Genomic DNA, 17830 nt, shown 5'->3' with positions numbered 1-17830 from the left:
AAAAGGGGCCGCCAAAGCAGCCCCATGCCATCAACAAAATCTCCTGCACCACGGCGAAAGAGTCCCTACGCTGTGGTCTTCACGGCGCCCTTGTCGCAGCGGTTGCCCCAACTGTCGATGATGTCCTTGTCGCGGTAGACGCAGATGACCTCGCAGTGGTTGGCGCATTTCTGGCATTCGATCTCGCGGGTTTTGAAGTCGAAGTCGAGCATCGCCTCGAAGTCGAAGGTGCCGCTCGCGAACGGACCCGACTCGGCCCCCACAATCGGCCCGGCATCGGCGGCAAGCAGCGCCGCGCCGAAGGCTCCCATGAGGTGCCCGTCCGGATCCACCGCCACGGGCATACCCAGCTGCTCCTCGAAGGCGTGCACCACCCCGGCGTTCTTCGACACGCCGCCCTGGAACACCACGGGCGCGGCGATCTTCTTGCCCTTGCCCACGTTGTTCAGGTAGTTCGACGCCACCGCGTTGCAAAGCCCCGCGATGATGTCCTCGCGCGCGTAGCCCACCTGGATCTTGTGCACGAGATCGCTCTCGGCGAACACGGTGCAGCGGGCGGCGATGTTGGCCGGTTTGGTGGAAGTGAGCGCGATGTCGCCGAACTCCTCCACCTCCACGCCCAAGCGGTGCGCCTGGGACGACAGGAACGAGCCGGTGCCCGCCGCGCACAAGGTGTTCATGGCATAGTCCACCGCGATGCCGTCGGACACGCAGATGATCTTGGAATCCTGGCCGCCGATCTCCAGAATGGTGCGCACGTCCGGGTGCAGATGAGTGGTGCCCACGGCATGGGCGGTGATCTCGTTCTTGATCACGGAAGCCCCCAGCATGGCGCCCACGAGCCGGCGCGCGCTGCCCGTCGTGCCGGCACCGACGATGTCCACCCCCGCGCCTTCCACCTGGCGCTCCAGCTCGCGCACGACGTTCTTCGACGCCTCGGTCGGGTTGCCCTCGGTCCACAGATACGAACGCGCGATGATGGCGCGGTTCTCGTCGATGATCACGCCCTTCGTGGAAATGGAGCCGATGTCGATGCCGAGATAGCCCTTTGTCATTTGCTCTTCTCCTTCTTCATGGAAAGCATGTCGTAGAACGCCTCAAGGCGCGTGTCCAGGCCCGTGTCGGAGGTCTGAGAGTCGTAGGTGAGGTACAGCACGGGCACCGAATAGTCCTCGCTCACCTTCTGCAGCACGGGGATGCAGTCGATCTCCGGCGTGCACCCGGCGCTCTTCGCGTGGATAAGGCCGTCGAAGCCCCCGGCGGCGTACTTCTTCGCCGCCGCCACGGTGAGCGTGGAGGTGGGCCCCATGTCATAGGTCAGGTAGTCTTTCGCCCCCACCCGCAGGTTCGGCTCGTTGTAGCGAAGGTAGCGGTTCGTGAAGTTCAGCATGCGGTGCACTTCCACGCCCATGGCGACAAGCTTGTGGTCGAGCCCCAAGTTGCTGCGCTCGTCGATGGCCGTGAACATCTCGCCGACGATGCCGATGCGGATGGGATCGGCGGGCTTGTCCAGGGGAATGGCGCGGAAGGCGGCCATGGCCTCGCGGTACGCCTCGTTGATGTCGCGCTCGTCCAGGCAGGTGCGCATGGCGTCCATCGCCGACACCCAGGCGGCGTCGAAGGCCCCGCGCTCCATCTCGAAACCGGCGTTGGCCAGGTAGAAGTCGCGCAGGGAGTCCAAGTGCTCGATCATCTTCGCTACGGCCTTCAGCTTCACCACGCCGTGGGGAACGTCGATGTTCGGGTTCACCGTCTTCAGCACTTCCTTGGCCCAGCCGATGTACCCCAGTTCGATGCCCCGGGCAAAGTTCATCATGATGAACTCGTAGCCCATGTCCCGCAAGATGGACTCCTGCAGCTCGCCGTAATAGCCCAGCCGGCACGGGCCGCCGAACTGGATGAGGATGTCGGCGCCCAAATCGAGCGCCTCGGCGAAATCGCCCAGGATGTGCTTGAAAGGCGTGCACACGTAATCGCTCGAGTTCTGGACGCCCACCTCGCTGGCGGCGCGGGTGGCCTCGGGCAGGGACAGGTAGTCCACGTCGAGCACCTGCTCGCAGAAGAACTTGAACGCCGGATCGTAGTAGCAGTAGCGAAAGAACGCCGCCTTGGTGTACTTATGGTGCTTGGCCTTGTGCTTGGCGGCTTTGGCGGCCTTGCGGTCGGCCAGAAGCGTTGGGGCATGGCGCCGCTCCAGCTCAACAGCCACCGAGGAGCGCACCTGCTCGATGAGGGCCTGGGGCTTACTCATGGACATAGCCTCCCTTCTGCTGGAAGCGCAGGATGTCGACGAAGCTCTCTACGCGAGTCTCCACGCCGGCGGTGCCGGACTGCGCATCGATCATCAGGTTCAGAATCGGCGTGCCCTGGATGCAGCGCATGATGGCGTCGTCGGTCATGGAGTCGGGGCCGCAGGGGAAGGCGCTGATGAGCACGATGCCGTCGATGTCATCCTGCGCCAGGAGGATAGAGCCGATGAGCTCGCGGTTGATGAGCCACGGCATAGTGCCGGAGAACTCGAAGCTCTTCTTGTAGGCGCGCTCGTGATCCATGGCGTCGGCGTAGACGACCGTGGCGCCCATATCCTCGAGCGAATCGATGACCGCGCCGGAGAGGTACGGATCGTGGGAAATGTAGGGATGGGCCACCACCAGGATGCCAAGCGGGCGCGCGACCGCATCGTCGCCGGCCGCGGCGGCGGCATCGGCGGTCCGGCGCTCGTCGACCAGGCGGCGCAGCGTGCGCTCCTGGGCGGTGGCCAGCGCCTCGTCGTGGGCGCGCTGGGCGTCCCAGGCGGCCTTGAAGGCAGCGCGGGCGTCCTTGGGCGCGACGCCCATGCGGGCGGCCATGTCGCAGAAGGCGCGGCGCACGTCCTTCGCCTTCCGGGCATTTTGCACCTCGCAGGAGATGACGCGCAGCTTGTCGTCGCGGAAGGTGTTGCGCACCATATCGGTGGCCGACTGGAACTTCGTGCAGAACCCGCTGCGGTGGTCGCTCGTCGGATAGCAGGGCACGAAGACGGCGTCGCAGCGGCCCGCAAGGCTTTCCACGTGCCCGATGAACACCTTCGAGGCCAGGCAGCACTCGTCCACGGAAAGACGATCGCCCCCATCGGCGATGGCCTTGTCCGTCGGGTCGCTCACCACCACGGTGCGCCCGATGGATTCGAAGAACGTGGTCCACAGCACGCCGAAGCGATAGAACAGAAGCGCGCGGGGAATGCCCACCACCTGCACATCGGCCCAATCTGTCGTTTGGGGCACGGGCAACCTCCTCAGGTATCGAGGCGCCGGCCGAGCGGCCCGGCGCGAATAAGCAGTACCGGCAATCATAGCACAGCGCCCCTTGAACCTTCGTCCAAGGGGCGCTGTCTGCACATTTCGAAATGCTGTCCGCTATTCCACGTGGATCTCGAGGGCCTTCACGCCCGCCGGCGACCAGGACGTGGCGAACGACTCCTCCAGGGGGCCCTTCACATCGGCCTTGCGGCCAATGAGGCTCTTGCCGTTGTCATCGAGGCCCGAGGTGGCCACGGCGATGGTGGTCAGCCGATACTGGGTGCCGTTCAGATTCATGTCCAGCGGGCGGGTGAGCTTCAGCACCAGCTGCACGCTGCCGTTGGCGTTATCCGTCGTGCCCTTATTGGTGTAGTTGTTGCCGGAGGAAAGACCTGCGGCGTCTTCCACCGCCTGAAGCGTGCCCGACAGCGACACCGAGTCGCCGAACTTGACGTTGCCGATGTTCTCAGGGTCGGTGTTGGCGGGGTCGACCGATGCCGGCGAATCCGTGCCCTCGGCCGGAGCGACGGGAATCTGGTTCGTCTGCGTGTCGATCTGCCCCGCGTCGGCCACCGTGACAAGCCAGCCCTCGGTGTTGGATCAGGCCACGTTCAGCGTCACCGTGGAGGTGCGCAGCTCGCTCGTCTTCACGCCGTCGGCCTCGCTTTCCACGGTTTTCGAAAGGTCCACGGTGATAGGGCCGCCGTCGATGGTGAGATCGGAGGTGGTCTTCACGATGGACGCATCAACCATGGCCTCCCCGTAGGTGGGGTCGTTGGTCGCGAGGATGTCGTTCAGGTTGGCCAGGATGTCGCTGGCGTTGGCGCTGGCCAAGGGCACCGCCGTCGCCTCTCCCACCACCAAATCGCCGGGAACCCACGTCTCGCCGGCATTGGAGTACTCGAAGGGCAGCGTCACGGGCACGTTGATCTCGACGCCCTTGTTCTTGAAGGTGGCCGTGGCAGTGGCCTCGCAGGTGACGATCTGGTTGCCCGGCGTGCCCAAGTTCGTGGGCTCGTTCAGCACGATGTCGCTGAACTTCGGGCCGATGAGCGCGTCTTGGGAGACGTAGGCGTACTGCGAGATGTCCGGCGCGTCCATGGCCACCTCGTCGAAGGCGGCGATGACGCGGGCGTCGGACAGCGGCACCCGCTGGGTCTCCTCGGCGACCGGCTGCTTGTTGAAGAAGCCGGAGGCGAACAGATAGGTGAGCACGCCGGCGGCTACGAGCACGCAGATGATAAGACCAGCGATGACGGCCGTGCGCTGGCCCTTCTTCACGTCGCGGGGCTGAGCGGCCTCGACGTTGCCGTAATCGTCCCCGGCACTCTGGATGAACGCCGCAGCGGCGGCTTTCGCGGCGGCGGCCTTCTTGGCCTCGGCGGCCGCGCGGGGGGAAAGACCCTCGTCGGGGGCGGAATCGGCCGGAGAGGCGCTGCGCGGATCGAGTTCAGTCATAATTCCTCCTGAGAAAGCAGACCGCCATTATGCGGCCTTAGCCTCGCAGTATACTGTATTTGACTCGATGTCGGCTAGAGCAGCGAAAGAACTATTGGACAGATTTCCCCAGGTTGCCGGCGATGACGACGCAAATCGCCATGAGCAACAGGTTGAAGATGAGCGACGTGGGAAGCTGACCGCCCGTGGCATAGCACAGCCCCAGCCCGAACACCGAGGCGACCACACCGGCCAAAGCGAGGCTGCGAAGGGCCGCCGCGCGCCCCGGATTGCGCGAGGCCGCGCGTCCGAGAACTCCTGCTGCAATGGTAATGCCGTTGGCCACGGCCGCGGCAACGCCGAGCACAAGGGCGGAAAGCGGAAGCCCCGTCGCGGCGGCCGCCCCGTCGGCGAGAGCCCCGTAGATCACCACGCCGCCCACGGCGAGTCCGAACAGGCCGCAGATCATCAGCAGGTACGAGAACATGCGCAGATACCACGAAATGGTGCTTGTCTGTTCGACTGCCACCAGCGCTCCTTTCAGCCTGCTGCCCTGCGGGCAATGTGACGGACGCCCCTCAAGCTTGCGGGCTTGTTGTGGGCTTGCCGCCTGAAGATGGGGGTCATGATACCATAGGCCCATGGATCCGACGGTTCTTCAACAAACCCCCTTGCAGCCCTCGCCCGGCATCGGAGACGGCAGCAAGAGCGAGCGCACTCCCCTGGCGCTTCGCGTGTTCGGCGCCCTGCTCATGGCCGGGGGCGTGGCCGTCGTGCCCGAAGTAATCCACACGCTCGCCCAAATGGGAACCGTCTTCGTCGAGAAAACCTACACCGACGACTCGCTGCTCACCATCATCCTGTACGTCACGCTCGCGCTGTCCGCCTGCTTCTGCGCCCTGGCCTCCGGCGTTCTCGGCTTCCGCCTTCTGCGCGGCAACCGCCGGCGCGCCCGCCTCATCGCCGAGGCCGTGGCCATAGGGCTCGTCGTCGCCTTCTCCGCCGATCTGCTGCTGTTCGGCGTGAACCCGGGCCTGTGGTTCCTCGGAGCCTGCGCCCTCATCCTCATCGCGGCCCACGTCTGGGTGGACCCGTCGCTGTCCGACGAGCGCGAGCTGCAGCGGCGGCTGCGCCTCATGCAGACCCGCGAAGAGGCCGAGGAAGGCACCCTCGGCCTGGACAAGACCGGCCGCGGCTACATCGAACTGGACTTCTTCAACCTGTTCTGGATCTTCGTCATCGCCTCGGTGGCCGGAGTGGTCATCGAGTCCATCTACCACGTGCTCGTGGTCGACTTCGGCCACTACGAGGACCGCGCCGGCCTTTTGTGGGGGCCCTTCTCCCCCATTTACGGCTTCGGCGCCGTGCTCATGACGTTGGCGCTCAACCGCTTCCACAACGCGCCCATCCCCGTGGTGTTCCTCGTCAGCGCCGTCATCGGGGGCGCCTTCGAGTACTTCGTCAGCTGGTTCATGGAATACGCCTTCGGCGCCATCGCCTGGGACTACACTGGCACGTTCCTCAACATCAATGGCCGCACCAACTTCATGTTCATGTGCATGTGGGGCGTCCTCGGCGTGGTGTGGGTGAAGCTCGCTCTGCCGGCGCTTCTGCACACGGTGAACCTCATCCCGTGGCGCTGGCGCTACTCCATCACGGCGCTGTGCGCGGCGCTGATGATCTTCGACGGCGCCATGACGCTCGTGGCCCTCGACTGCTGGTACTCGCGCTTGGCAGGTGCGGCGCCCGACAACGCGCTCGAGCAGTTCTGCGCCGAGCAGTTCGACAACCAGTGGATGGAAAACCGCTTCGAATCGATGAGCATCCACCCCGATGCCGCCCATCGCTCATCCTAGGAGATTTTCGTGACTGAAGACCCGTACGACATCCTCGGCGTTCCCCGCACGGCCACGTCCGACGAGATAAAGAAGGCCTATCGCAAGAAGGCGCGGGAGAACCACCCGGATTTGAACCCGGACGACCCCGAGGCCGAGGAGCGCCTGAAGAAGATCAACGAGGCCTACGACCGCATCACGAACCCGGAGAAGTACGCCCGCGAGGATGCCCGGCGCTACCGGTCGCCCTACAACCCCACCTACACCGGCTACGGCACGCCGGGCGGCAATCCCTTCGGCAGCTCCGGCCCTGGCAATCCCTACGGCGGCGGCTCGGCGCCCGGCGGCGGGTACCAGTACCAGTGGGTGGAAATCAACTGGGAGGACTTGTTCAACACCTGGAACCAGGCCTCCTCGGTGCCGCGGCCGGAGGTATCGACCACCGATTCGGCCGAGCTGCGCCAAGCGGTGCTGTTCATCGACGGCGGCAACTACAAAGCGGCCCTCACGGTGCTCGCGGCCCTGCCCATCAAGGAGCGCACGGCCCGCTGGCACTATCTGGCGGCGCTGGCCAACTACGGCGCCGGCAACACCGTGGCCGCCGTGGACCAGATCCGCACCGCCCGCAAGGCCGATCCCACCAACGGCGACTACCGCCAGGCCGAGGCCGTCATCGGCGCCCGCGCCCGCACCTACCAGCAGGAAAGCGAGAGCCGCGGCTTCGGCGGCTGCGTGGACCCGAGCTCGCTGTGCTGCTGCCTCATGTGCGGGCCGGCCCTCTGCCAACCGTTCCTGTTCTGCCTGTAGTTTATTAGTAGCGCGGAACGTCGAGCGTCGTCCACTCGGGGGCGTAGCGGGCGACCCAGTGGGCCACGCCGCGGATGGCCACGGCCTCGGCGAAGGTTTCAGCCACCGACAGCACCACGTACAGGATGAGCGTGCAGAAAATCATCGGGCCGGCCAGGGCGGCGATGAGCGACATGATCTGCGCGAAGGAGGGATCGGCCGCACCGCCGATGGCGGCGATCGTGGGCGCGGCACCCATGATGCAGAGGAACATGATCGAGAACACCACGATGCTCAGCACGAGCGAGATGCCGATGACAATGGCCATGGGGATGAGCGTCACCGCGAACAGCTGGCCCCAGTTGCGGCGCGCCTTCTCCCAGATGTCCTTCACGTTGAAGCCATCGCCCAGGCTCTGCCCCATGATCATGCGCATCTGCATGATGATGCCGGCCACATAGGTGGCGAGGGAAACGGCGATGGAGACAACCCAGCCGATGAAGGGAATCCAGCCGAAGATGCCGCCGATGATGCCGCCAATCAGGCCCACCACCAGCGTCAGTACGAAGGCGTAGAAGCCGTATTCGAAGTTCTTGCCCGTCACGATTTTTTGGGGCAAGAGGCTGCGGCCGCCGAAGGGCACCTCGCGGGACCAGAACAGAAGGTAGCCGGCCACGACGAAGTTCAGAATCGGCACGCACATGATGAGGCCGAGCACCAACAGCCGGCTCACGTAGTTCGGCGTCGCCTTCACGTCTTCCCAGGCGGCCTTCAGGCAGCTGGTGGCGTAGGCGGGCGCGGGCTGGGTCGGGGGCGTGTAGTTCATCGGATCCATGGGAACCTCCTCTTTCCGGAGTCGAAACGCCTGCACCTTGCGGCGGCCAAAGCGCGGCGCAAACCAGAGGCACTCCGACTCGAATGGCGTTGGGGCTATTGCGACACCATTCCCCTTTTGACACCGAATCAGTGGGAAAATTGTCACCTAATTCCGCAAGAATTAAGCAAGCTTGAAGGAGTCCCTGAAGAGCAGACTTCTACATCTCGCGCTTCTCCACCACCGTGTAGGCAGGAAGGATGCTCGCCTTCACCACGCGATAGCAGAGAATGGCAGTAATGGGCATCCCCAAGCACAGAAGCGTGCCCACCTTGAAGGAGGCCATGGTGCCGAAGGTGTCAATGAGGGCGCCGGCCACGGTGGGCCCGAAGGCGGCCCCGCAGGTATAGCCAGCATTGAGCCACGTGATGGCCTCGGTGAGGCGCGCGTCGGGCACGGCGCGCTCGCAAACGCCGTTGGCCACGATGAGCAGAGGCGCGTAGGTGCACGCGCCCAGCAGCGCCACCACCATCAGCGTGGGCGCCGAATCGATAAGGAACATGGTGCCGAAGGACAGGCCGACGGCGCAGGCGGCCACCACGAGCTGCTTGGGCAGAGGCGCCCGCAGACGCACCATGCCGAACAGAAAGCCCGCCGTCATGGACACCGCCCCCGAGGCCATAAGGACCGCACCGGCGAAATCGGGGCTGTTCAAGTCCTCGGAAAGCGACACTGTGGCCGTATCGAACAGGCCGAGGAACGACCCGGCGAAGGCGTAGATCACGAACAGCACGCGCACCGCCTCGGAGGTGGCAAGCAGGCTCTTCGAAGGCACGGAGGCTGCCGAAGCGACGGCAGCCGCCCCCTCGGCGAGCGCGCCCTTCGAAGCGGCCGCACCGTCTCCCGCCACATCGGCGACGGCATCGGCGGCATCAGCGACATCGACGATATCGGCATCGTTCCCCGCAGCCCCAGCCTGCGACCAACCGGGATGCGGCTCGGTGCTCTTGGCCGTGCACAAAAGCACAACCCCGACGGCAAAGGCGACACCGCCGCACACCATGCCCGCCACCGGGGCGATGGCGGCAGCGAGCGCGATGGAGATGGACGGGCTGAAGATGAACGCCATGTCGTCCAGCACGCTCTCGTAGGAGAACATCGTACGCAAATCGGGGGCCGCCTCGCCCAAACGGCCAGAGCGGATGAGGTAGGTCCACCGGGCGCGGGCCATGGCCTGGGGGCTTGGGAAGAACCCCACCAGCAGCGCCCCTACGAACAGGGGCCATACCGGCCCGTGCAGCGCCACGTTCGCAATCAGAACAACAAGGCCCAGAAGCGACACGGCCGCGGCCTTGGGCACCACGGCCGACTGGCCGCGCTCGTCGATGCGCTTCGACACCCGAGGCGTCACCACGAAGATGGACAACGCAATGAGCGAGGAGGACAGCCCTGCCGTGAGAAAAGAGTAACCCGACAGCGTGATCATCGTGACCACGCCGATATTCAGCATGCTGCCGAAAAAGCGCATGAGCAAACACGCGATATCGAAGGGGTACGCCTCGCGCACGCTCAGCACTTTCTTGTAGACCCCCGGACTGACCGCCGCCACGTTCCACCTCCTTCATCGTCCCGTAGTCACGTCGTACTGCCTAGAGTAGCACGGCGCCGCAGGTGACGGAAGGGGCGGCTCCAAGAAACCGAAGGCCCCCTTGGACGCGCCCACAAGCCCGGCGCAGCCTTTCGCCCCTCTCGGTGCCCGAAACGCGCAAACGGCCCCACAGCCAGGGCAGGCTGCGGGGCCTAAAAGAGGCGGCCGCCGGGCAAGCGGCCGATCCGCCGGAACGAGGCGGTAGCTGGCACCTCAGAGGGAGCTGGCCCGAAAGAAGGGGCACGAGCCAGCGTCAACCAACCAGCTACCTGATCTCGTCCAGGGGTATGCCATTATAATCGTGAGCTGTGAAGAACAGGATAACGCCGGCCACCGCGCTGATGGCCATCATGTAAAAAGCTGGCATGAGCCCGTTGCCTGTGGCGTCGATGAGCGCCGTGGCCACAAACGACGCCGTGCCGCCGAACACCACATAGGCAATGTTCGAACCCAAAGCCGCACCGGTGTAGCGCACTTCCGTGGGGAACATCTCCGCTTGATAGCAAGCGATGTTCGCGTCGTTGAGCGACAACGTCACGCACATGATCAGCTCGGCGACAATAACGATGGGCAGCGACGCCGTCCCCAACATGAGGAAACAGGGAATGGAAAGCACGATGAAGGCGACGCATGCGGTGAGCAGCATACGCCGACGCCCCACTTTATCGGACAGCGTGCCCGAGCCGAAGATGATGAGCAGATATGCAATGAGCGCGATGTCGGTGGCCAGCTGCGCCTGGGACGCCTCCATTGAGGTGTAGCTCGTCAGGTACGTCGGCAGATAGGTGAGCACCAGGTAAAATCCCACCGCGTTCACCATAGTAGCGGCAACGGAGGACAGCAGGCGCTTGCGGTACTTCTTGAACACCAAGTGCGTCGGATGCTCCGCCTCCTTGTTCCCCTCTTCCATCTTCACGAAAGCCGGAGAGTCTTCCAGCTTGGTGCGGATGTAGTGGGCGATGAAGCCGAGTGGGCCAGCCAGAAGAAACGGAATGCGCCAGCCCCACTCAATAATGGCGGCCTCGGGCAGAACCATTTTCAGCACAAGGGCCATCGTGGAGCCCGCCAGCAGGCCCGTGGCCGTCGATGCGGGGACGAGCGAGCAATAGCGGCCGCGCTTCTCAGGCGGGGCGTACTCGGCCAGAAACACGGCGGCACCCGAGTACTCGCCAGCCACTGAAAACCCTTGCACGCTGCGCAGCACGAGCAACAGGATGGGAGAGGCCAGGCCAATGGCCTGGTAGGACGGCAGACAGCCGATGAGGAAAGCGGCACCGGACATCAGCAGAACCGAGATGGCCAGCGACTGTTTGCGACCTTTTTTGTCGCCCATGCTTCCCCAGAACATGGCGCCGAGCGGGCGGAAGATAAAGGCCAGGGCGAAGATGGCGAAGGCCATCAAAGTGGAGTTCACCTCGGAGCCGGGAAAGAAGACCTGGCCAATCGTAATGGCGAAGTACGTGTAGGTGGCATAATCGAACCACTCGATGAAGTTTCCCAGAAACGACGAGGCGGCAACGCGCTTCAAATCGCTGTGGGGCTCGTGAGCAACAGGGGCGACCTCAGCCGCGGCATCGTTAGTCCTCATGGAAATCACCTGCTCCGCTGAATTCATCCTCGATGGCGATGACCATATTGGCCACGGCAACGTCACGCAGGATGATGCCCTTTTCGCGCGTAGAGGCACCAGGATGCGACAGGCAGCCCGAAGGGGGCGTGTAGTCGGCCACAATGGGCAGCACATCGTAATTGGGAAGCTCGGCGGGCAACCCCGTGTACAGCGCGGGATCGATGCGGTCCATGTCCACCAAATCGGGATAGAACAAGAGCATGAGGGACGTCTCCATCACGCCAGCATGTTCCAAATCCCAACCCGTGAAACCATCGGGGTACAACTCCTGGATGGTGGCATCGTCAACGAAATCCCAGTAGGACAAAAGCTGGATTTTCACGTTCTTGATGCCCTCGGCCGACGCCTTCTCGAGAGCCAGCTCGGCGCCTTCGAAGATAAACTGGTAGTTCTCGTAATGGCCGTTCATGAACACGATCTTGCGAGCGCCGTCCTCGATGAGGCTATAGCAGATATCGCGGGCCAAAGAGATGATCGTAGTACCCGACAGCGAAGTCGTGCCCGACAGGTGGAACCCGCCGCCGCTGCGCTGCTGGGAACGATAGCCGAAATTGATGGCCGAGCACACGATACCCTCGAGCGCGCCGTCCGTATCGGCCGTGAGCGCCTCAGCGGTCGCGCCGGCCATGGCCTTGGTAAGAGCGGCGTCCACGCACATGGCCATATGGCTGCCATGCTGCTCGAGTGCGCCGACAGGGATGAAGACGACGGCATCCTTCGCGAGCTTCTCGCGGTAGGTAAAGGCGTCCATCTCTTCCATGAATACAGAGTTTTTCATAGTCACTCCTTGAAAGCAGGGGCCTTCCCTCCCAAAAAGACCCATTTGGCAAGTGCGTAAGCGGAGGGCCGGGCTCTCACTTCCCCAGCCAGACCCTCCGCGAAAGCAGGGGACTTAGCGGTCGTCGGCGTCGGGATGGTCCCGATCGTAAGCGTCGGCAGCTTTCTGGGCGCCGTCGGCCATAGCAGCCAGCTTCGGATCCATTCCATCCGGGTTCGCATCGATGAAGCCCGCACCGCCGGCTCCCACTTGGGCCGCCAGGGCCACTTCGCCATCAACAGCGGCATCGTCGACTTCTTTGTTCGCCGCACTGGTGGTGAAGACGATCTGGCTCACGCCGCCGATAACGATGAGCGCGCCGCCAATAAGCTGGAAGGCGGTCAGGGTCTCGCCGAACAGGCACAGGCCCAGAAGCGACGCCATGATGGTCTCTTGATAGGAGATGGCAGCCAGCTCGCCGGCCTTCAGGCGCTTGGTGGCATGGGTGAGCAGATAGAACGCGCCGAAGCCGGTGATGAGAGCGGCGGCAATCAGCCACAGCCAGGAATCGAGCGGCATGGTGAACAGGTTCCAGGGGTGCGTGATGATCTGGCCAGCGGCGTCTACCTGCGTCACGCCATTCACTTTCTCGGTATAGGACAGCGGCTGCAGGCAGAAGTTGTGCCACAGAAGCAGCACGAGAATGGCCAGCGATGCGAACAGGAAGTTCCACCAGGAGCGCACGTTCGAGTCGCAATCCTCGCGATAGCGCGAGAAGAACAAATAGAGGCCGTAGGCGACACCCGATGCGAAGGCAATGGCGTTGCCGAAGGTATAGGTGGGATCGAGATCGAGCGTCAGGCCCTCGGGAGTGACGATGCCCACAATGAACAGCATGCCGACTACCACGGCGATGATGCAGAGAATACCCCGCCAGTCAATTTTTTCCTTGAGGAAGATCGCCGCAAGGATCGTCGAGTAGATCGGCCCTGTGTAAATGAGGAACGACGCGTTCGCCAACGTCGTGTACTGGGTGGACAGGCAGTACAGGCCGGAAAGCAGCCCCAAGAAGATGCCCGAGAGCAACATCATGCCCGAGAATCGCGTAGCCTTCACCTTCTTGAAGCCGCCGATAAACAAGAAGATGATCGTGAGCGCAATAAGGCCCGCGAAGTTGCGCCAGAACGACACGAAGTCGCCTGGGGCGTCAATGAAGCGCGTGAACGCTCCGATGCCGCCCATCAAAGATGACGAGCAGAACATCATGATAAATCCGATGAACTTGTACTTCGCCCTTTCGTTCATAGGAATCCTCTTCCCATTCGATTTCGAGTTCATAGGAACCCTCTTCCCATTCGATTTCGAAGACGCCTCATTGGAAGCACCTTCCCCTATGAGAAGAATTGTGCGGCCCAGTCGCAGGCGAGCGCAAAGATCAAGTCGCAAACTCTGTTCCTCGAAACAGAATGTCAGCGGGTTTTTGTTTGAAGCGGAGAACAAATTGGCAATAATGTCACAAAATTGTGACAAAGGGGAAACCGCATCATGGTTCTCTTGACGTTCACCTTCAGTTGTCATCAATACAGCCACAGCAATCAGGTACTATGCGTTTAAGGAGGACATGACCAACCCCCGGATGCATACCCGAAACGAGCAGAAGGCGGCACTCCTATGATCACTGACCTCACCCTGGGCGAGAACATCTTCAATTCCCCCGATTTGAGCATCAAGATGAAAATTCTTCATGCGGTGAACAAATCTCTCGATCAGATTACCGTGGCCGAGATCTGCCGCAACGCCGGCATCTCGCGACAGACCTTCTACCGGCACTTCGAGAGCAAGTATGACATCCCCTGGTGGTACTCCATCTTCTGCCGCCAGTTCTATTTGAACGAGATCGGCCGCACCATCGATTGGAAAACGGGCTACTACCACCATCTGCGGCTCATCGCCCAGGAGCGCGATTTCTTCCGTGAGTCCATCCAGTATTCGATCAACACGCCCTTCGGGCAGACCATCATGCCAGAAAACCGCAAGGCCGTGCTTCTCGACACCTTGGAGAACTACCGCCATGTCGAGGTGAACGACAACCTGCGCTTCATCGTGGAGGTGTTCTCGAAGCTGGAATGCGAGGTCATGAACGACTGGTTCCGCTCCGATGAGCCCACCGATCTTGCGCGCTGGACCGACGATTTGGTGAGCCTCGTGCCCGACCGCCTCTACCGCGCCCTGGAGATACCCGCAACCGATCGATAGAGTCGCGCAAGCCCTTCATCCCGTCTCGCAATGAACCCGCCGAGGCAAACCAGCAGGTTCGCTTTGGCGAACTTGTAGTACCATGGGAACGCGAACATCAAGGCGCCCGCAGGCGCACACGATAAAGGAGCGAGCCCCCATGTATGACGGCCTTCAAAGTCCTGGACGCAACGACGAGTGCTGGTGCGGCAGCGGCAAGAAGTACAAGAAATGCCACCTCGATTTCGACGAGCGCCTGGAAGAGCTCGCCGAGACCGGCGAGGAAGTGCCGCCGCGCGATTTGCTGAAGACCCCGGCCGAGATCGAGGGCATCAAGCGCAGCGCCGAGGTGAACGTGGGCGTGCTGGACTACGTGGCCGAGCGCATCACGCCGGGCATTACCACTGAGCAGATTGACCAGTGGGTGCACGACTACACCGTGGAGCACGGCGCCATTCCCGCGCCGCTCGATTATGAGGGCTTCCCGAAGTCAGTGTGCACCTCGGTCAACGAGGTGGTCTGCCACGGCATCCCCTCTCCAGACGAGGTGCTGCGCGAGGGCGACATCGTCAACATCGACTGCTCCACTATTAAAGACGGCTTCTTCTCCGATTCGTCCCGCATGTTCTGCATCGGCGACGTGTCGCCGGAGGCGGCTGATCTCGTGCGGGTCACGAAAGAGGCCGTGCAGGTGGGACTCGACGCCATCAAGCCCTGGGGGCATCTGGGAGATATCGGCGCCGCCGTGAACGCTTACGCCCGCGAGCATGGCTATACCGTCGTCCGCGAGTTCGGCGGCCACGGCATCGGCCTGGAGTTCCACGAGGATCCCTTCGTGAGCTTCGTCACGGAGGCGGGCACTGGCCCCATTCTCGTGCCGGGGCTCTGTTTCACCATCGAGCCCATGATCAACGCCGGTGCCCAGGAGATCGACATGACCGACCCCAACGGCTGGACGGTCCGCACCGCCGATCGGTCGCTCACAGCCCAATGGGAAGTCCAACTCGTCATCACCGAAGACGGCTACGAGCTGCTCAGCTGGTAGAGAGAACCGACTCGCCAGCCACCGTTTCCGAAACGGTGGCGGCAACTTTACGGTCGCCATACGCTTAGCGGCCCGCTCCGATTTCGGGGCGGGCCGCTTCTATGCTGGTTTGCGTTCAACCAAGAACCCTTTCTCTGAGAGGAGCTTTCCCATGACCGAGAACACCAACCAAACCCCTGGCGCCACCGCCGGTTACGGCCCCGAAGGCCGCGAGCTCGAGCGGGAATCCCTTGCCTATGGCGAACCCGCTCGCACCCCTGGCGACGTTGAGACCGCCGCTGCGGGCGATGCGAGTGAGATGCTCGGCGAGGTGCTGCAATCCCAGGAGCTGAACCCCGACGAGCCCGCCGTCACCAACGAGCCTCCCGTTATGCCGCAGAATCCGGTTGCGACCCATCAAGCCGCCTACCAGGCGACCTACGGGGCGCCCCAACAAGCAGCAGCGGCGCCACAGGCTCCTACTGCAGCTGCGGCACCCGGTGCCGCCCCCACCGCCTCGCCTCACACAGCGGCAGCCGCCACTGCGGCCGCCGTCCAGAAGACGCACAAGACGATTGATCCCGAGCAGGCCTTCCGCATTTGCGGTATGATCGTCGGCGCCGTCATTATCGTCTTCGGCCTGTGCATGCTCGCCTACTACACACCCGACGACGTCGGCTCCCTGTTCGACACCTACCAGATGAACGGCTCCGCTGGCTTCGCAAGCGCCGGCGCCACCTCGGCTCAAGTGCTGAAGGCCGGCTTCTCGATGCTACTCATCGGCTTCGGCGCCACCGACATCTGCGCCTTCGGCGCCAAGTACATGAAGGCCAAGAAGCGCGAGCAAAAGTAACAGTTTTCGGTGACGTTTTGCATTTTCTGTGAGGGTTGCTATAATAATCACCGATTTACGCCGAAGCCCACAAGCTTCGAACGATGAGGGCTCTGTTTTTGGAGGGGACAGGGCCCTTTGTCATGCCTGGGGACTTTTCGTTGAAGGTATAATCAGACGGAGCCAGGCAAATCACGCCCATCAGGCGACGCCGCATACCTAGCCATCGGAAGGAGGCACCGTGAACCCCAATGCGAAACAACTTCCCATCGATCATCTCGACGATATTGTGGGCAGCATCGTAAGCACCGTGCCCACCGACGCCATCTATGTGTTCGGCTCCTACGCCCGCGGCGAGCAAACACCCGATAGCGACGTCGACCTTTACGTCGTCACAAAAGACGCCGCTAAGAGACCCCTGGCCTACGGCGCTTTGGTTCGCAAGGCGCTTCTCTGGATGAAGCGTCCCAAGGACGTGCTCTGCTCAAGCGCCGACACCTTTGTGCAACGCTCGCACGACCTCTCGACACCCGAATACATCGTCGCTCGTGAAGGGGTGAAGATTTATGGCTGATACGGAATACACCGGCTTCATGTACGCCGCCCACCGCGATGTGCTCGTTGTCGAGAATCTGGCGAAGGAAATCGATCCCTACACCGAGGCCATCGCCTTCCATTCGCAGCAAGCAGCAGAAAAGATGGTGAAGAACGTATTCATCCAGAATGGAATCGTTCCCAGCAAGACCCATAGCGTCGACGAGCTTCTGTCGAAAGCCATCGATTCTGGCTGGCTGAGCGTCGAGCCCCCTGTTATCGACGCTGCCATTAATATCAGCATGCATGCGGTTGCAGCACGTTATTCCCAGATGCCGGATATCGACCGCGGCGAGGCCCTTCAGGCCATCGCCGATTGCAACACCATCGCAAAATCGCTCGCTGAAAACGGATACGACTCCGTAGAAATCAAGGTCGAAGTACATTACCTGCACGAAGAGAAACCGAGAGACGACTCGGACGAGTAGGCCTCCCGTCGCACGGCGAAGATTCACCGCCCCCTTCGGCACTCGGAAGGCAGCCTTGTGGATCGGCGAGACCTGCGCCGAGCATGGGGGCCTCCACGTCATAGCGCCCCAGACCCTAGGCCATCCCGTAGCCCTGAGCACGGCGTCCCTGTCGCCGCTGCTCTACGATCTCCGGGCCAGCTACTACGACGACCTCACCTGCGCGAAACAGCCTATCGAACTGCTCCTCGAAGGCCACGAGCCAGTCTTGCGCTACGCTCGGCACCGAGGACGTTTTCCTCAGTGCCGAATAGGCACAACGACTCATCAGAAAGCAAGCCATATCGCCGGTCGCACGCCAGCGGAGGCAAACGACATGCACCACCCGATGACGCCATCCTCATCGACGCACGGTACGCTTAACGTGCTCTCGCCGCCTGACGGCCTGAGCCACTATTGGAGTCAGGTTAAATCAGCCACACCCAAGTCGGAGATAAATCGCCAATCCCGGCCAATTTAATTTCGCCAATACGCCAGTGATTCTAGTTGCGAT

19 protein-coding genes are annotated in these 17830 nt (G+C 62.6%); 7 read left to right on the top strand and 12 right to left on the bottom strand.

Annotated features, from left to right (window positions below; genetic code table 11):
- Positions 1-65: 65 nt before the first annotated feature.
- The 6 genes from ACYVRU_RS10865 to ACYVRU_RS10840 all read right to left on the bottom strand — a co-directional run bounded on the left by ACYVRU_RS10865 (position 66) and on the right by ACYVRU_RS10840 (position 5244).
- Positions 66-1055, bottom strand: coding sequence for an acyl-CoA dehydratase activase (locus tag ACYVRU_RS10865; RefSeq protein ID WP_302404986.1), 990 nt, complete (start codon positions 1053-1055; stop codon positions 66-68).
- Entirely contained in the window at positions 1052-2251 is a 1200-nt protein-coding gene (locus ACYVRU_RS10860; RefSeq protein ID WP_302404987.1) for a hypothetical protein, read from the bottom strand. The genes ACYVRU_RS10865 and ACYVRU_RS10860 overlap by 4 nt, the downstream gene beginning before the upstream one ends.
- On the bottom strand, positions 2244-3263 hold the full coding sequence (locus ACYVRU_RS10855) for an acyl-CoA dehydratase activase-related protein (protein WP_302404989.1): 1020 nt from the start codon (positions 3261-3263) through the stop codon (positions 2244-2246). Before ACYVRU_RS10855 ends, ACYVRU_RS10860 begins: the two co-directional genes overlap by 8 nt.
- Before the next feature lie 132 nt (positions 3264-3395).
- Positions 3396-3851: a hypothetical protein gene (locus ACYVRU_RS10850; protein ID WP_302404990.1), complete on the bottom strand. Its 456-nt coding sequence runs from the start codon at positions 3849-3851 to the stop codon at positions 3396-3398.
- Between the two features lie 27 nt (positions 3852-3878).
- Entirely contained in the window at positions 3879-4736 is an 858-nt protein-coding gene (locus ACYVRU_RS10845) for a hypothetical protein (protein WP_302404991.1), read from the bottom strand.
- A 91-nt stretch (positions 4737-4827) separates the two neighbouring features.
- Complete coding sequence (locus ACYVRU_RS10840) at positions 4828-5244, bottom strand: hypothetical protein (RefSeq protein WP_302404992.1); 417 nt, start codon at positions 5242-5244, stop codon at positions 4828-4830.
- 112 nt (positions 5245-5356) lie between these two features.
- Here ACYVRU_RS10840 and ACYVRU_RS10835 point away from each other — a divergent pair, with 112 nt between their 5' ends.
- Positions 5357-6571 carry a putative ABC transporter permease gene (locus ACYVRU_RS10835; protein WP_302404993.1) on the top strand — a complete coding sequence of 405 codons (1215 nt, stop codon included), beginning with the start codon at positions 5357-5359 and terminating at the stop codon, positions 6569-6571.
- Positions 6572-6580: 9 nt separating this feature from the next.
- The gene (locus ACYVRU_RS10830; RefSeq protein ID WP_302404994.1) at positions 6581-7357 is read left to right on the top strand and encodes a DnaJ domain-containing protein; all 777 of its coding nucleotides are present in this window, start codon (positions 6581-6583) and stop codon (positions 7355-7357) included.
- A 4-nt stretch (positions 7358-7361) separates the two neighbouring features.
- Here ACYVRU_RS10830 and ACYVRU_RS10825 read toward each other — a convergent pair whose 3' ends face one another.
- The 5 genes from ACYVRU_RS10825 to ACYVRU_RS10805 form a co-directional block, all read right to left on the bottom strand.
- On the bottom strand, positions 7362-8171 hold the full coding sequence (locus tag ACYVRU_RS10825; protein WP_302404995.1) for a DUF4013 domain-containing protein: 810 nt from the start codon (positions 8169-8171) through the stop codon (positions 7362-7364).
- A 199-nt stretch (positions 8172-8370) separates the two neighbouring features.
- The gene (locus tag ACYVRU_RS10820; RefSeq protein ID WP_302404996.1) at positions 8371-9759 is read right to left on the bottom strand and encodes an MFS transporter; all 1389 of its coding nucleotides are present in this window, start codon (positions 9757-9759) and stop codon (positions 8371-8373) included.
- Positions 9760-10063: 304 nt separating this feature from the next.
- Positions 10064-11386: an MFS transporter gene (locus ACYVRU_RS10815; protein ID WP_157012718.1), complete on the bottom strand. Its 1323-nt coding sequence runs from the start codon at positions 11384-11386 to the stop codon at positions 10064-10066.
- Positions 11376-12206 carry a creatininase gene (locus tag ACYVRU_RS10810; RefSeq protein WP_114548955.1) on the bottom strand — a complete coding sequence of 277 codons (831 nt, stop codon included), beginning with the start codon at positions 12204-12206 and terminating at the stop codon, positions 11376-11378. The genes ACYVRU_RS10815 and ACYVRU_RS10810 overlap by 11 nt, the downstream gene beginning before the upstream one ends.
- 114 nt (positions 12207-12320) lie before the next feature.
- Positions 12321-13490 (bottom strand): DMT family transporter, encoded by a 1170-nt coding sequence (locus ACYVRU_RS10805; protein WP_461186151.1) that lies wholly within the window; start codon positions 13488-13490, stop codon positions 12321-12323.
- A gap of 366 nt (positions 13491-13856) precedes the next feature.
- Between ACYVRU_RS10805 and ACYVRU_RS10800 the strand changes: the two genes are divergently transcribed.
- The 5 genes from ACYVRU_RS10800 to ACYVRU_RS10780 all read left to right on the top strand — a co-directional run bounded on the left by ACYVRU_RS10800 (position 13857) and on the right by ACYVRU_RS10780 (position 17298).
- Complete coding sequence (locus ACYVRU_RS10800) at positions 13857-14441, top strand: TetR/AcrR family transcriptional regulator (protein ID WP_114548953.1); 585 nt, start codon at positions 13857-13859, stop codon at positions 14439-14441.
- Positions 14442-14580: 139 nt separating this feature from the next.
- Positions 14581-15465: a type I methionyl aminopeptidase gene (gene map, locus ACYVRU_RS10795; protein ID WP_223900493.1), complete on the top strand. Its 885-nt coding sequence runs from the start codon at positions 14581-14583 to the stop codon at positions 15463-15465.
- Between the two features lie 151 nt (positions 15466-15616).
- A complete protein-coding gene (locus ACYVRU_RS10790) occupies positions 15617-16297 on the top strand; it encodes a hypothetical protein (RefSeq protein ID WP_370797620.1) in 681 nt (226 codons plus the stop codon).
- A gap of 220 nt (positions 16298-16517) precedes the next feature.
- On the top strand, positions 16518-16850 hold the full coding sequence (locus ACYVRU_RS10785; protein ID WP_114540161.1) for a nucleotidyltransferase domain-containing protein: 333 nt from the start codon (positions 16518-16520) through the stop codon (positions 16848-16850).
- A complete protein-coding gene (locus ACYVRU_RS10780; RefSeq protein ID WP_114540162.1) occupies positions 16843-17298 on the top strand; it encodes a HEPN domain-containing protein in 456 nt (151 codons plus the stop codon). Before ACYVRU_RS10785 ends, ACYVRU_RS10780 begins: the two co-directional genes overlap by 8 nt.
- A gap of 115 nt (positions 17299-17413) precedes the next feature.
- On the opposite strand, the gene ACYVRU_RS10775 is transcribed toward ACYVRU_RS10780, so the two are convergent.
- Positions 17414-17563, bottom strand: coding sequence for a hypothetical protein (locus tag ACYVRU_RS10775; protein ID WP_157012722.1), 150 nt, complete (start codon positions 17561-17563; stop codon positions 17414-17416).
- Positions 17564-17830: the final 267 nt, after the last annotated feature.

It is taken from the genome of Adlercreutzia sp. CNCM I-6216, from assembly GCF_977113345.1.
Note: the sequence above shows the minus strand (reverse complement) of the source record. Positions and strands in the feature narration are given on the sequence as shown.